The sequence below is a fragment of the Streptomyces sp. NBC_01450 genome, assembly GCF_036227505.1.
GTDB lineage: Bacteria > Actinomycetota > Actinomycetes > Streptomycetales > Streptomycetaceae > Streptomyces.
Map to the genome: position 1 here is coordinate 6039374 of NZ_CP109480.1, position 12867 is coordinate 6052240.

A 12867-nucleotide genomic window follows, 5' to 3' on the forward strand; every position below is an offset into this window, starting at 1 on the left:
CGGGGCCTCTGGGTTTTGCCTTGACGGCGGTGTTTGACGGCAACCGCCGGGGCGGGAGAGCCGTCTACTCCTCGGACGCGAAGTGACGGACGACGGTGTCCGGGCCTGGGCTCATCAACGTCTCGTGCCCGTCCTCGAAACGGACCCGGTAGGGAGGTCCTCCACCGGTCCCGAGCACCTCGATGATCTCTGCGGTGCGATCTTGTTGCCCCACGATCCGGCCATGAACAAGAAGCCTGTCACCAACACTGGCCCACACGGTGGCACCTTTCTGTCGAGCTTTTCCTCTGCCCCTCCCCATGAATTGCTCTGTCGGAACGACAGACGCAGTCAGTTCGCCCTAACCGGTGACCAGGCTCAGGGGGCGGGGCGCGGGGGCCGATCAGACGGCTGCTGGGACACCGGCCGCGCCGTCGTCATCGTCCGGGTCATTGCCGTCACTCCTCAGAGCATCCCCGACGCGATCGAACGCGGAGCGCTGCGAGTCGAGCCGGACGAAGGTGTAGATGTCCATGGTCACGCGGATCGAGCTGTGGCCAAGGACTTCCATGATCATGCGAGCGTCGGCGCCCTGTTCGTGGAGGAGGGACGCGCAGGTATGACGCAGGTCATGGAAACGGACCTTACGGACGCCGGCCCGGATGCCCAGCGCTTCGAAGGAGCGGTTCAGGTTGCGCGGCTCGATGGGAGTCCCGTTCCGGGTGGTGAAGACGAGGCCCTGGCCCGTCCCCTTCCAGTTGTTGCCCGCCCCCTTCCGGTCGGCGGTCTGCAGGGCGCGCTGAGCCCGGAGCGCGGTCACGCATTCGGCGGGCAGGGCCACGCGACGGGCCGAGCGCTGTGTCTTCGGTGCGACGATCAGCAGCTCGCCGCCTACCCGCTGTAGAGCCTGCCGGACGGTGAGGACCCCTTCGTGAAGGTCCACGTCCGACCAGCGCAGCCCGAGCAGCTCACCGCGGCGCAGACCGATGCGGACCGCCAGCTCGTACGCGGCCCACAGCCTGTTGTCCCGGGCCGCTGCCAGGAGCCGACGCCCTTCCTTGGCCGTGAGGGGTTCGATCTCGCGCTTCGTTCCCATGCTCAGCTCCACGTTCCGGGCCACGTTGCGGGGCAGCTCGTCCTCACGTACGGCGTGCTGGAGGGCAGCGCGCAGGATCACCAGCAGAAAGCGCACGGTCCGATCAGACGGGAGCTTCTTGCAGCACTTGCCGAGGGCGCAGCAGCGCCGCTTGTGCTCCGGTCGCTTCTTGTCCTTGCCCTGTGCGCAGCACTGGCAGGTGACGGCCGTCTTCGCGAGGAAGGCGCGTATGTCGCGAGCGGTGAGCCGGATCAGCTTCTTCTTGCCGAACTCCGGGGTGACGTAGTTGCGGACGAGGGACTCGTAGTTGACGTAGGTCGTCTTGCGGACCTTGCCCTTGGCGACGTTCGCCAGCCAGTACGCCAGGTACTCGGCGATCGTCATCTTGTTGGTGGCGACCGGAAGGCCGTTGAGGGAATCGGCCTTGAGCCTGGTCAGCTTCTCGTGTGCCTCGTCCCAGGTCTTGCCGTAGACGCTGCGTCGCTTGTACGTGCCGTCCGTCGTGAGGACGTACGCACTACCCTCCCAACGGCCGTCCTTGCGCTGGTAGATGGTGCCCTCGTTGTTGGCGTTCTTCTTCGGCTGGGCCATCAGGCGGCTTCCTGTTCGGTGCGGAGGGAAACGTAGGCGTCCACGGCGGCGTCGCTGATACGGCGGCAGCGGCCGATCTTGAACGAGGCGAGTTCGCGGGAGCGGATCAGGTCGTGGACCTTCCAGCGGCTGATACCGAGACGCTCGGCGACCTGGTCCACGGTGAGCACGGCCGTTGTCATGCAGGCACCAGTCCTTCTTGCTTGAGGCGTTCGGTATGGGCTCTGTCGTGGCGGACCTGGGCGGCGAGGAGCTCTTCGCCGGGGCGGTAGCCGCTGCTGAGGTAGGTCCACGAGGAGGCGGTGACGAGGGTGGTGTTCTCGTCGTCGACGGGAAGGCCGGCGCGGATGCGGGCGGCTTCGGCCTGGGCGGTGCGCCAGGCACGGCGTACGTCGCGGAGCGCGCCGAGCGTGGTCGAGTAGACGCGCGATTTGCTGGAGAAGTGGCCGCGGAAGCCGAGCATGTGAGCCCACTTCCAGAGCTTGAGGTGGGCGAACTCGGGGAGGTGGCCGAGCGCCCAGGCGGTGCGGATCATCTGCCGGGCGTGCTGCTGTACGGGGAGGTCGGCGAGGGGTTCGGCTTGGCCGGTCCCTTCGCAGTCGGTGCACAGATCGTGGAAGCCGTCCGGGCCGCGTACATAGCCGCGTCCGGCGCAGGGGCGGCATACGAGGGCGCGGTCCACGGTGCCCGCGCCTTCGGCGTTCTTGGTTGCGTACTTGGCGATGTATCCGGCGACCTTGGCGTCCGTGAGTTCGCCGTCCCCCAAGGCGGAGATCTGATCCACCTTGAAGCGGTCGCCCCACCGGATGACGCGTTCGCCGACCGCGTCCGACTCGACGAGGAGACGGGCGCGCTCGACCGCCAGGCCGACGGCGATGCGGAGCGCATCGAAGGTGGCCCAGGCTGGGGGCGAGGCGCTGTGGCCGTCGGGACCGTCGAAGCGGACGACCGCGTGGAAGTGGACCAGGCCGCGTTGCTGGTACTCGGCGACCTTGGCGAAGGAGACGCGGAGGGCCGCGTTGAGTGCCTTCTGAGTCATGCCGAGGTGCTCGGCGAGGGCGCGGCGCAGATACGTGGTGAAGCGTGCCCATAGGACCCCGGCGTGGGCATTCCACAGCACGGCGCCGGTGTAGTCGTAGCTTGCCGGGCGCAGCGGGGTGCCGAGTTCGGGGGCGTCCTGGGGATGGCTCTCGCCGCACGCGCAGGGACGGGGCTTGCCCACGTCGGTGGTGGGGCGATTGTGGACGGGGCCGAAGGAGGGGGCGGTGAGGGTGACGAAGGCGCGGGGGTGGTCGCGGACGGTTTCGGCGACGTTCTTGCCGCCGGACAGTCCGGCCTTGATCAGGTGGTACGTGTCGGCGGCGTAGAGACGGGAGCAGGCGGGGCAGCGGGAGGCGCGGCGGTTGCCGCAGGTGGTGAGCAGGCGTCCGGAGGGTTCGTCCTCGGAGCGGTAGGAGCGGACCACTTGCTTGGTGGCCTGGTCGGTCGTGATCGTCCAGCCGTGCAGGTTGACGGGGCTAGAGCACCCGCGCAGGTTGCGGACCTGCTCGGTCACGCGGTCGAAGTCGTCGGTGTTGGCCAGTTCGACCAGGTCCCGCAGGCCGGGGCTGATCACGTGGCGCAGGTCGAGGGAGCGGCGCATGAGTGGCGAGGTGTCCCTTCTGGCGCGAGGGTGGGCCCGCGGGCAGCAGCGATTCAGTGCGCTCGGGCTGCTGCCCGCAGGCATGGCAGGTCGAGCCCAGGGGCGGGCGACGGTGGGAGGCGCCGGGGAGGTCGGCGGAAGGGGGCGCGGCCCTACAGGGCGGCGTGGAGTGCGGTGGCCATGGGCAGGCCGATGCCCAGTCGCATCTTGAGCTGGGACGCCGTGATCGGTTCGCCGTGCTCGGTGTGGTGGGACGTAGCGATGGAGCGTGCTTCGGTGAGCAGCTGCTCAGGCACCTTGACCGCAGGCGAGGCGGGAGCCGGGGCGATGTGAGGAGTGCCCGGGGCCGGGGCCGCAATGGTGAGTGGCACCGCAGGGAGGGCTGTGGCAGAGGCTGTCTCAGGCTCCGACTCGGTCTCGTTCGGCGAGGGCGCGGCTTCTGCGGGGCGCGCAACGATGTGGAAGGCGCGCAGGAGCTGAGGGCCGACCGCGCCCCAGCCGAGGAGGAGCAACGGAGCCACCGCGTCAACGGCGGCGCGGCCGTAGTGTCCGGCGACGATGGGTTCGGCGACGTTGAGGGCCAGGGTCAGCAAGCCGGAGAAGTGCATCAGGCGGGTGGCAGCCGTCATCTGTTCGGCTGGCAGGCCGCGCAGGGAGAGATAGCGCAGAGCGGCCAGGAGACCGACCACGGACAGGTCCACCATCGGAGCGATGAGCGGTGCGATCGGGCCGGGGACGCCCAGGCGCAGAGCGAGGGACCAGACGTTGCCAAAGGAGAAGACGAACGCCAGCGCGGCAATGACGATCATGACGGCGGTGATGGTGCGCTGAGTGATCCGGTCCTCTGTCATGGGTGTTCACCTCCTTCCTTTCGCTTGGCGTCGTGAACGTGTAGGGCGGTTGGTCAGGCAGCTTCGGCCTCGGCCTTGATCAGGTCCAGGTCTCCCACGGGAGAGCCGAGGACGGATTCGAGGAGGGCGTAGGGGTCGGCGGTGAGGTGTGCGGTCTGCTCGGCGACGCGGGCCGCGTCAGCGTCCGGCACGTACGGCGTGCGGATGCGGGTGAAGCCGGGTTGGGACTGGTGGTTCATGGACGCGACGCCGACATAGGTGGGGTCCTGGAGGTTGATCGGGTTGGCGTCCGGCCATTCCCGGATCTCCTCCCCGAGCGCGGCCACGGCGGCTTCGGCGGTCTTCTGAGCGAAGCTCAGGCCCACGGGGCACACGTCGCGGATGAAGGTCGGGATCGCGTCGCCGGTGGACTTCTGGGTGGTGAGGATGACGAGCAGGCCAACGGAACGGCCCTTCTTCACCAGGTCCTCGACGAGCCGGGCGTTCTCGGCAGCCAACGCGGCGAGCTTTTTGGTCTTCGGGTCGCTCCCCTTGTGGTCGCGAAAGTAGGTGTGGGCTTCGTCGACGATCAGTACGACGAGCGGCCAGCGGTCGGACGGGCCGATGTCCCACATGGACTTCACTCCGAGCACTGTGCGCACCGACGCGGACCGTGCGCGCCGCAGCTCCACCAGCCGACGGAAGAGCCTGTTGGCCTCTTCCAGGTCATCGCCCACGAAGGCGAACATGCGCTGGACCCAGTCGGCATAGTCGCCTTCGTACGCAGCCGACACCTTGCCGTCCGCGCAGGCGAACTGCACCGCACGCGAGGGCGCCCAGTCCGAGAGAAGCCGGTTGACCAGGCTGGTCTTACCGAAGCCGGGAAGGCCGGCCACGGTCACGCCGGGCACCTGTGTGAGGTTCACGGACACAGGCTGCGCGTACTCGTCCAGGCCCAGATCCCATCGGGCGGTCTCATCCGGTACTTCACCTGTGGGGTGATGCTCGGTGGGGAACTTCAGCGGATCGAGTCGCACACCTCGGATGACGACCTGCCCGGGCTTGTCCTGGGTGACTGCGACCCGTGTGCACCGCCAGGCGTCCGCCAGATGCGGGGCCGCCCTCTGGAATTGTTCGAGCCCCACGCCGGGCAGGCAGTTCGCCCGCGCGATCACTCCGTACGCGTCGTGCTTCACCCTCAAAGCGGGTATGAGGACGCGTGGCTTGATGGGCTTGCCGTTCGTGTTCGCCAGCGACGCCAGTGCCGTCGGGGTTTTGTCCGTGGCCGACAGCTTGAGCATCGGTGCGAGACGCTTCCAGCCCCACCGCACACGTACGGCCTGCCGGATCGACTGCCGGGTCATGGCGTCGGCACGCAGGTAGCGGACCACCCACCACACCGCCCATCCGACGAGCACGGCAAGCGCCAGATCGACGACGAGCGGGCCGTAACCGAGGACGCCTTCTGTCGGGGCGTTCGGATCCTTCATATGCGCTTCTCCAACGGGTTGTAGAGGAAGGCCACGAGGGCCGATTCGAGGGCCGCCTGATCCGCCGAGACGTCGAGGCGGGGGTAGCCGTAGCCGATGAGCACGGCCGCTACCGAGTTCACGAGCGATTCGGTGAACCGGGCATCCGGCCCGGCGTGAGGCAGCGGGTAGCTGCGCTCAGCGCCGGACCGGTGAGCCGTGCCGCTCACGCCGACTCAGTGGTCGGGGACACCAGGTCCAGCCGACCCGCGCGGTAGGCGATGCCGTCCGAGAGCGAGCCGTTGAAGATCCGCGCCCACGGGGTGGCGAACAGTTCGATCGGCATGACCGGGACACCCGGCCGAAGGCCGTTGGGGAGACCGGTCTCCGGAACGGTGATCTTCAGAGCCTCGGCACGGTCCTCCTCCATGAAGAAGAGGGTGATCGTGTAGAGCTTCGCGCCGGTCTCACGGTCGGTCGCGAACTGCGTCTTCTCCTGGTCCGCGTACTTCGGCACCGGCAGGGTGCCGACCATGAACGACGAGGTAGGGAGCAGGCCAACGCGGATGCGTGCCATGGGAGTTGATCCTTTCGATTGCGCTCCACCAGGGCGGCGGGGCGTGATCACCATTGAACATAGCTGACCTAGCAGTGTCAAGTGAATCGTGTGAGCTAGGTATCAGCTGACATAGGCCACCTATGTCAGTGGGGTGTGCTAGGGGTGCTAGGAATCGCTACTCTTGGGCCATGAGCCCCGCGCCAGAGAGCAAGCAGGACCGCCGGCCGCCGTATCAGCACGCTGCCGACGAGCTTCGGCGCGACATCTTGCAGGGGCGGATCAAGCCGGGCGAGCAGATGCCGTCCATCCGCGAGCTCCAGGAACGCTTTGGCGTCGCCAACATGACCGCGAGGGCCGCGCTCAACGTGCTGCGCGATGACGGCTTGATCTACACGATCCATGGCCGGGGCAGCTTCGTCGCAGACCACGATGCCGGTGGCGAGTTCTCCGCGAACTACAACGCTCCAGCCTGGTACTTGGCGAACAAGGACGGGAAGCCCCACCAGGAGCAAGACGGGGAAGGAGGACCCGACGACGCCGAAGCTGCCGGGGCCACCCTCACTGAAATGCTCACAGCGCTACGCGACGAGATCCGTGCCCTCAGCGCTGATCATCAGGAGTTGCGCCGTGAGGTCGAGGAGCTGAAGGCTGCTCAGCAGTCGAAGCCGTAGTCCTGAGCTGGGCCACTTCCTCTCGCAACTCCTTGGTCTCCCTGTTGAGGCGGCCGACCATGGCCCGCATCTCCCTGATCAGCGCGGCCATCTGATCCGTGTCCCCGACGTGAATGCTGGTCGACCCCATTTCGTTGTCCGGTATGTGCTCGGTCATCGCTCCCCGCTTGCCGCCGTGCCGTCGTTCCGTACCGCGCTTGCTCGAACCGGGGACTTGCCCACGGCATCCGCGTATCTCTCAGGTTGATCGACCACTGCCCTGTGGGCTGTTCAGAGTTTCTTTACTGGATCAAGGCGGCCCGCCTACGGCGGTCCGCGCGCGCTGGCGGCCACGGGCCGCCGCCGCTCCCTGTCTCCGCCACCGCTCCGGCGGCCCCCGGCCACTCAGCGCGCAACACCGCCAAGGCGGACAGCCAGAGCAGGAAGCAACCCGACCAGCCCGAGTACCAGGTCCCTGCCGAGACGCGCTGAGAGCGACCACACCGCCCCATCGGCCGCCGTCCTGCGACCGGAGACCCGAGGCTGCGCCAAGCGCCGTGTGTGGGTCGACAACGCGCAGGTCGGAGAGAGCGCAGCCTGTGACGCATTCGGGAAGCGTGGCTGAGGGCGGTACGGGGTTGATGGAGACACACGTGACGGGTGCTCGTTCGGCCACCCGCCGCTGTGGCTGACTTTCGATGGCTGAGGCCAGAACCGTTTTGCCGTCGGCCGTACTGCAAGGGTCGTCCTCTCCAACTCGACAACAGGAAGCCAGGGTTGTAGCCGCACCCGCATCCGAGCACGCCGACCGCCCCGGTACCATCGGCACCGGGGTCCTGATCAGGGATTCCACGACCGGACCACCCGGAATGCTGTCCAGGCTGAGGGGTGGTCCGGTCTTCTGTTGTTGGCTTTCGCCGCGTGAGCGGTGCCGGATAAACCGGGGCTTCGGGATCAGCTCAGAGCCTTGCCCACCTCGTAGATCGTCGGGCGATCCTCAGGAGCATGGCTGAGCATCGCGTCGATCAGCTCGCCCAGCTCACCGGGCGCCTTCACGGGACGACGCCGACCGTTCGCCACTGCTTCTCGCTGTACGGGGCGCGGAGCGTCGTCCGGGTACTCGACCGCCCGCCAACCGGTGGCAGAGATGAGCAGGGAGGCGCCGAGTGCGTAGATGTCGGCTTCCTGCGTCGGCTCGGCTTCACCGGTGGCGAGCACGCTGCGAGCGATCTCCGGTGCCTCGTAGTGGACGAGGCAGCCGCGGAACGGGAAGTCGTAACCCTCGGGCACTTGTCCGCCCCGGGCAAGGGCGAGGTCGATGAGGTGCGTCCGTCCCGGCCCGATGATGAAGTGCGCGGGCTGCACGTCACCGTGTGCCCAGCCCTTCGCATGGAGTTCGGCCAGCGCTTCCACGCATCCCAGCGCCGCGCTGGTGTGCGGTGCGATGGACGAGTCTCGCCCACGGCACGGCTCCCACAGCCTGTACAGGTCCGGCCCTTCATGCCACGGCTGGAAGTTCCACGTTCCGCGCTCCCATTCGCCGTACGCGATCTCATCGAAGCCGAGGCGATGCAACACGGCACCCTCCCGTGCGGGCGCGAGCGCGGTCCAGGGCTGGGCAGGCCAGTCGGCAGTGGCTTCGATCGGATAGCCGAGCTTCACGGCGTAGTGGCCCCGATGGCTCTCCACCTCCCAGACCGTGGAGCCCCGACGGTTGATGACCAGGTGCTGAGCCGTGGGCATGAGGGCGTCGAGCACCACGATCGGCAGTTCAGCGGTTGAGCCGGGCAATGTCTCTTCTCCTTCCGGGCAAACGCGGCCGACCACGAGTCGAGGCCGGCCGCATCGCTGTTGTCGTGTGCTACGCCCGACCGTACGGTCGGCCACAGTCCGAGTCGCACTGCGCGAGATTGGCGCCGTTGACGGTCCAGAGGTCGTCGAAGACGGCGAATCCGGCCGCCTTCACGGCGTGTGCCGAGGCGGCGACCTTCTCAGGGTCACGGGCCCCTCCACCCGGCATCGGGCTGTGGTGCAGGAAGCGGCCCGCGTACTGCTCGCACAGCTCGGCGTACTCCTTCGTGTGCAGGATGAGTGCGTGAAGGCCGAGGTCCACGTCGTCCGACGGGACCATGGGGACGGTGGCGGTGGCCGCCGTGACCAGGAACGCGACCGCCTGGTCCGCGATCCGCTCGGCACGCTCGGGGGCCTGCCCGTTGTGGATGATCACGAAGTGGGCGACGCTCTCGAACAGCTCCTCACCAGCCACCGCGCGACCGGTCCTCTGATCGTTCGCCGTTGCCGTCATGTGCAATCTCCTCGTGTGAGGTGGTGCATGGGCATTTACCTCCCGCCCCGATCGCCGAGCTCGGCTCATGGACGGCCGGGAAGCGGGCTTGGATGGCCGACCCCGAACGGGTTGGGGAGCCGGGGAGTTGGCGCCCGTCCGGGGTCGGCCGGTCTACGGGCTGGTACCGAGGGCCATGCCGATCACCAAGCCGCACGAACCGCTGATGCAGATGATGAGCAGGGCCCCGGCGTACCGGCCGATGGCGCGCATCACAGCCCGACCTGGCTGTTGCCGTTCTTCACGGCCAGACGTGCGCTCAGTTCCTCTCGCGCACTGAGCGCCACCACGTTGTCCGGCATGGCATCCCACTCCCTGCCACCGCGGATCGGCCTTATCTGCACACGGCCGCCGATCTCACCCATGACGACGCCGATACGTCCCCTGGCACTGTCCTTCGCCAGTTCACCGATGCCTGGTCTGGTCTGCTGATTGCTCGCCATGCACAGGAGCATCGCGACCCGGGGGCCGCCGCCAAAAGGTCAGGCTGATTACCCAACTTGGGTAATATCGCGGGAAGTAGAGAATCAGCGACGTTGCGTAGCCCTCGCAGTGTGGGAGCTTGCCCAATGCCCGAAGCCGACCGGTCGCAGGAATTGCCCGCCCGGCTGCTCACCGATCCCGAGATGATCAACGCGTGTCGGGTACGGGACTTCGCCAGAGTCTTCCGACTGGTGAAAACAAGAGCCGGCATCTACCCATCGATGATCGCCAGGCGATGCGAGCTAACGCCCAGCCGAGTCGGTGAAGTCATCGCAGGCCGCCGCCAGTTGCTCCACATGGACGTCGTCGAGCGCATCGCGGACGGCTTGCGCATTCCAGGCCACATGCTTGGGCTCGCCAGACGATCTTGGGAGACGCCTCAGGCACTCGTCGTCACCGAGCGCGAGGCACCGCAAGAGCCGGATCCGGAGAAGCAGACACCCGCTTCTCTGCCGGGGCCAGACGTGGACAGCATCCTCGCGTTGGCCACCCGGACAAGCCTCAGCACAGCCACACTGGAAGCTTTCCGGTCGTCCATCGAGGACTACTGGCGACGGGACGACCAGCACGGCGGCGAAGCCCTGAGGCCGGCGATCGTCGGCCAGCTCCGGTATGTGGTCGGGCTCTTGAAGGAGAGTCGACCGCCCTCCATCCAGAACGGCTTGTACGGAATCGCAGCAGAGTTGGCACGGCTCACCGGCTGGACCCACTTCGACGCCCGCCAGTACAACCAGGCCCGCGCGTACTTCACCGAGGCACTGCAACTGGCCAAGGAAATCCACGATCGGCAATTCATGGCCAACGTCCTTGCCTGCATGAGCTTGCAGGCGACCTACCAGGACAAGCCCGCGGACTCTCTCGCACTCGTGACCGCCGCCCAGGACCAGGCCCGTTCAGCCCTGGGCACCACCCCACGCGTCCTGTCGATGCTGTCCATGCGCGAGGCGTTCGCCCATGCCACCCTCGGCAACCGGGACTCCACTCACCGGGCGATCGGGGAAGCGCACCGCCATTTCGAGCAGATTGTCGGCGGCGGCTGAATCCTGACCCGGTGTGGGCGGTCGAGTTCTGACCCACCGGGTCTGGTTGCCGGTGTTCAGTCGGTGTCGTGTGTGGCGGTGGGGACGCGTCCGAGTTGGCGTCCTCGCATGCGGTAGGAGTCGCCTTTGAGGGAGTGGACCTCGGCGTGGTGGACGAGGCGGTCGATCATGGCGGCGGCCACGGTCTCGTCGCCGAAGACCTCGCCCCAGCGTCCGAAGGGTTTGTTGCTCGTGACGATCACACTCGCTCTCTCGTATCGGTTCGAGACCAGCTGGAAGAACAGGTTCGCGGCCTCGGCTTCGAAGGGGATGTAGCCGACCTCGTCGACCACGATCAGCGGATAGCGGGACAGTTTGGTGAGCTCGGTCTGGAGGTGTCCGGCGTGGTGGGCGGCGGCCAGGCGGTCGACCCATTCGGCGGCGGTGGCGAACGCGACCCGGTGGCCGGCCTGGCAGGCGCGGACCGCGAGTCCGATCGCCAGGTGTGTCTTCCCGGTTCCCGGCGGTCCCAGAAAAACAGCGTTGTCCTTCGCGGCGATGAAGTCCAACGTGCCCAGATGGGCGAGCTGTTGGCGCGTTATGCCGCGCAGATGGGTGATGTCGAGTTCCTCGATCGTCTTGATCGCGGGGAAGCGGGCGGTGCGGATGCGGGCCTCGCCGCCGTGGGACTCGCGGGCGGAGACCTCCCGCTGGAGGCAGGCGACGAGGAACTCGGTGTGGGTCCAGGTCTCCTTCAGGGCGCGTTCGGCCAGGCGTTCGGCGGCGTCCAGCAGGGCCGGGGCCTTCATCGCCCGGGCCAGGAAGGACAGGTCGGCGGCGGTCTGACGGCCGGTCCTGGGCCCCGCCGCCGCGGCGGCGGTCTTGGTGGTGGGCATCAGGAGACCTCCGGATCATCGGCTTGGCCGCCGCCCTCGATGAGGGTGAACATGCGGTCATAGGAGTCGAGTTGGCGTTGTTCGACCTCGACGAGATCACTGGCGGTGGCGGCGTTGTGCCGGCGGGCGGCCTGGGCCTGGGAGGCTTGGTGGTGGCGGTAGTCGCCGCGCAGAACGGCGGCGGCGCGGGCATGGACCGGGTCGGTGATGGTCTGCTGCTTGGCCCAGCACCGTGGATGGCGGGCGACTTCCGCCCCGCCGGGGGCGAGGGTCACGACGACCTCGTCGGTGTCGGTGCGGACCTGGACTTTCTTGCCGATGGCCAGGGGGTGCACGGAGTAGTCGCAGGTGTCGACGCGGATGTAGTGGTCGCGGCCGATGCGGGTGGCGAAACGCCACCAGCGCGGCGGGTCGACCGGCGGCAGCGTGAGCATCTGGGCCCGGTCGGCTTCCCACCGGTCGACGGGGCGGGCGCCCAGGGTGCGGTGCTGGCGCCGGTTGGCGATGGCCAGCCAGGCGGTCAGCTGGGTGGTGAAGTCGTCGGGCCCGGTGAAGGTGCGGCCCGGCAGGAAGCTCGTCTCCAGGTAACCGTTGGCCCGCTCCACCAGCCCTTTCGCTTCTGGATCACGGGGCCGGCAGAGGTAGATCCGGGTGGCGAGCAGGCCCGCGAATGCGGCGAAGTCGCCGGTCACCTTGCCGCGGCCGATGCCGGCCTCGTTGTCCCAGACCAGCATCCGCGGGACCGCGTTCCAGCCGGTCAGCAGCTTCCAGTGGCCGTCGATCAGGTCGCCGGTGGTGCGGGTGGGCAGCATCCGTGCGGCGATGATCCGCGAGTATCCCGAGACCATCACGAGCACTGGAGGACGGCCGGACTGCCCGTATCCGAGCGGGATGTCGACGGGTGGGAACCACAGGTCGCACTGGGCCAGCTCGCCGGGCTGATAGGTGGTGCGTGAGACCGGATCGACGGGCAGATAGGCGGGCCGCAGCTCGCGTACGCGTTCCTTGAGGACGGTCATGCCACGGTCCCAGCCGATCCGCTCGGCGATCACCGTCGCGGGCATCGTCGGAGTCTGCTTCAAAAGCTCCCGGATCTGCGGCTCGACCGTGTCGACCGCCGAACCCTTCGCCGGCCGGGAGTAGAGCGGTGGCCGGTTGGTGGCCAGGGCCCGCTTCACGGTGTTCTTCGAGATGCCCAGCTGCCGGGCGATCGCCCGGATCGGCATCTGCTCGGCCCGGTGCAGCCTGCGGATCTCTGCCCAGTCCTCCACGGAAATCACCCTCTTCTCCTGACCTTCGATCAAGATCA

The 12867-nt window shown here is 67.8% G+C and carries 14 protein-coding genes and 1 pseudogene; 2 read left to right on the top strand and 13 right to left on the bottom strand.

Going from position 1 to position 12867, the window contains the following annotated elements:
• Positions 1-64 precede the first annotated feature (64 nt).
• The 8 genes from OG568_RS26900 to OG568_RS26935 form a co-directional block, all read right to left on the bottom strand.
• Positions 65-259, bottom strand: coding sequence for a DUF1918 domain-containing protein (locus OG568_RS26900; RefSeq protein ID WP_329533412.1), 195 nt, complete (start codon positions 257-259; stop codon positions 65-67).
• 123 nt (positions 260-382) lie between these two features.
• Positions 383-1666, bottom strand: coding sequence for a site-specific integrase (locus tag OG568_RS26905; protein ID WP_329533413.1), 1284 nt, complete (start codon positions 1664-1666; stop codon positions 383-385).
• Positions 1666-1848 carry a helix-turn-helix domain-containing protein gene (locus tag OG568_RS26910; protein ID WP_261688582.1) on the bottom strand — a complete coding sequence of 61 codons (183 nt, stop codon included), beginning with the start codon at positions 1846-1848 and terminating at the stop codon, positions 1666-1668. The genes OG568_RS26905 and OG568_RS26910 overlap by 1 nt, the downstream gene beginning before the upstream one ends.
• The gene (locus tag OG568_RS26915; RefSeq protein ID WP_329533414.1) at positions 1845-3308 is read right to left on the bottom strand and encodes a replication initiator; all 1464 of its coding nucleotides are present in this window, start codon (positions 3306-3308) and stop codon (positions 1845-1847) included. The genes OG568_RS26910 and OG568_RS26915 overlap by 4 nt, the downstream gene beginning before the upstream one ends.
• Positions 3309-3460: 152 nt before the next feature.
• Complete coding sequence (locus tag OG568_RS26920; protein WP_329533415.1) at positions 3461-4159, bottom strand: DUF2637 domain-containing protein; 699 nt, start codon at positions 4157-4159, stop codon at positions 3461-3463.
• Between the two features lie 53 nt (positions 4160-4212).
• Complete coding sequence (locus tag OG568_RS26925) at positions 4213-5628, bottom strand: cell division protein FtsK (protein WP_329533416.1); 1416 nt, start codon at positions 5626-5628, stop codon at positions 4213-4215.
• Positions 5625-5750 carry a hypothetical protein gene (locus OG568_RS26930; protein WP_329533417.1) on the bottom strand — a complete coding sequence of 42 codons (126 nt, stop codon included), beginning with the start codon at positions 5748-5750 and terminating at the stop codon, positions 5625-5627. Before OG568_RS26930 ends, OG568_RS26925 begins: the two co-directional genes overlap by 4 nt.
• Before the next feature lie 83 nt (positions 5751-5833).
• Positions 5834-6184 (bottom strand): SCO3933 family regulatory protein, encoded by a 351-nt coding sequence (locus OG568_RS26935; protein WP_329533418.1) that lies wholly within the window; start codon positions 6182-6184, stop codon positions 5834-5836.
• Positions 6185-6354: 170 nt separating this feature from the next.
• Here OG568_RS26935 and OG568_RS26940 point away from each other — a divergent pair, with 170 nt between their 5' ends.
• Positions 6355-6837, top strand: a complete 483-nt coding sequence (locus tag OG568_RS26940) for a winged helix-turn-helix domain-containing protein (protein ID WP_261688587.1) — start codon at positions 6355-6357, stop codon at positions 6835-6837.
• Between the two features lie 933 nt (positions 6838-7770).
• Here OG568_RS26940 and OG568_RS26945 read toward each other — a convergent pair.
• The 3 genes from OG568_RS26945 to OG568_RS26955 form a co-directional block, all read right to left on the bottom strand.
• A complete protein-coding gene (locus tag OG568_RS26945; protein ID WP_443077885.1) occupies positions 7771-8559 on the bottom strand; it encodes a protein kinase domain-containing protein in 789 nt (262 codons plus the stop codon).
• A 118-nt stretch (positions 8560-8677) separates the two neighbouring features.
• Positions 8678-9121 (bottom strand): glycine-rich domain-containing protein, encoded by a 444-nt coding sequence (locus tag OG568_RS26950; protein ID WP_329533420.1) that lies wholly within the window; start codon positions 9119-9121, stop codon positions 8678-8680.
• Between the two features lie 251 nt (positions 9122-9372).
• Positions 9373-9603, bottom strand: coding sequence for a hypothetical protein (locus tag OG568_RS26955; protein WP_266432862.1), 231 nt, complete (start codon positions 9601-9603; stop codon positions 9373-9375).
• 126 nt (positions 9604-9729) lie between these two features.
• Between OG568_RS26955 and OG568_RS26960 the strand changes: the two are divergent.
• Positions 9730-10668, top strand: a pseudogene (locus tag OG568_RS26960) (helix-turn-helix domain-containing protein); the annotation flags it as partial.
• Positions 10669-10739: 71 nt separating this feature from the next.
• Here OG568_RS26960 and istB read toward each other — a convergent pair.
• Positions 10740-11558: an IS21-like element helper ATPase IstB gene (istB, locus tag OG568_RS26965; RefSeq protein ID WP_329533421.1), complete on the bottom strand. Its 819-nt coding sequence runs from the start codon at positions 11556-11558 to the stop codon at positions 10740-10742.
• Positions 11558-12838, bottom strand: a complete 1281-nt coding sequence (gene istA, locus OG568_RS26970; protein ID WP_329533422.1) for an IS21 family transposase — start codon at positions 12836-12838, stop codon at positions 11558-11560. Before istA ends, istB begins: the two co-directional genes overlap by 1 nt.
• Positions 12839-12867: the final 29 nt, after the last annotated feature.

Coding starts and splice junctions, on each gene's coding strand:
- OG568_RS26945 (WP_443077885.1), bottom strand. CDS start 8,559: ATGCCCACGGCTCAGCACCTGGTCATCAACCGTCGGGGCTCCACGGTC.
- OG568_RS26915 (WP_329533414.1), bottom strand. CDS start 3,308: ATGCGCCGCTCCCTCGACCTGCGCCACGTGATCAGCCCCGGCCTGCGG.
- OG568_RS26940 (WP_261688587.1), top strand. CDS start 6,355: ATGAGCCCCGCGCCAGAGAGCAAGCAGGACCGCCGGCCGCCGTATCAG.
- OG568_RS26910 (WP_261688582.1), bottom strand. CDS start 1,848: ATGACAACGGCCGTGCTCACCGTGGACCAGGTCGCCGAGCGTCTCGGT.
- OG568_RS26920 (WP_329533415.1), bottom strand. CDS start 4,159: ATGACAGAGGACCGGATCACTCAGCGCACCATCACCGCCGTCATGATC.
- OG568_RS26925 (WP_329533416.1), bottom strand. CDS start 5,628: ATGAAGGATCCGAACGCCCCGACAGAAGGCGTCCTCGGTTACGGCCCG.
- OG568_RS26935 (WP_329533418.1), bottom strand. CDS start 6,184: ATGGCACGCATCCGCGTTGGCCTGCTCCCTACCTCGTCGTTCATGGTC.
- istB (WP_329533421.1), bottom strand. CDS start 11,558: ATGCCCACCACCAAGACCGCCGCCGCGGCGGCGGGGCCCAGGACCGGC.
- OG568_RS26905 (WP_329533413.1), bottom strand. CDS start 1,666: ATGGCCCAGCCGAAGAAGAACGCCAACAACGAGGGCACCATCTACCAG.
- OG568_RS26950 (WP_329533420.1), bottom strand. CDS start 9,121: ATGACGGCAACGGCGAACGATCAGAGGACCGGTCGCGCGGTGGCTGGT.
- OG568_RS26955 (WP_266432862.1), bottom strand. CDS start 9,603: ATGGCGAGCAATCAGCAGACCAGACCAGGCATCGGTGAACTGGCGAAG.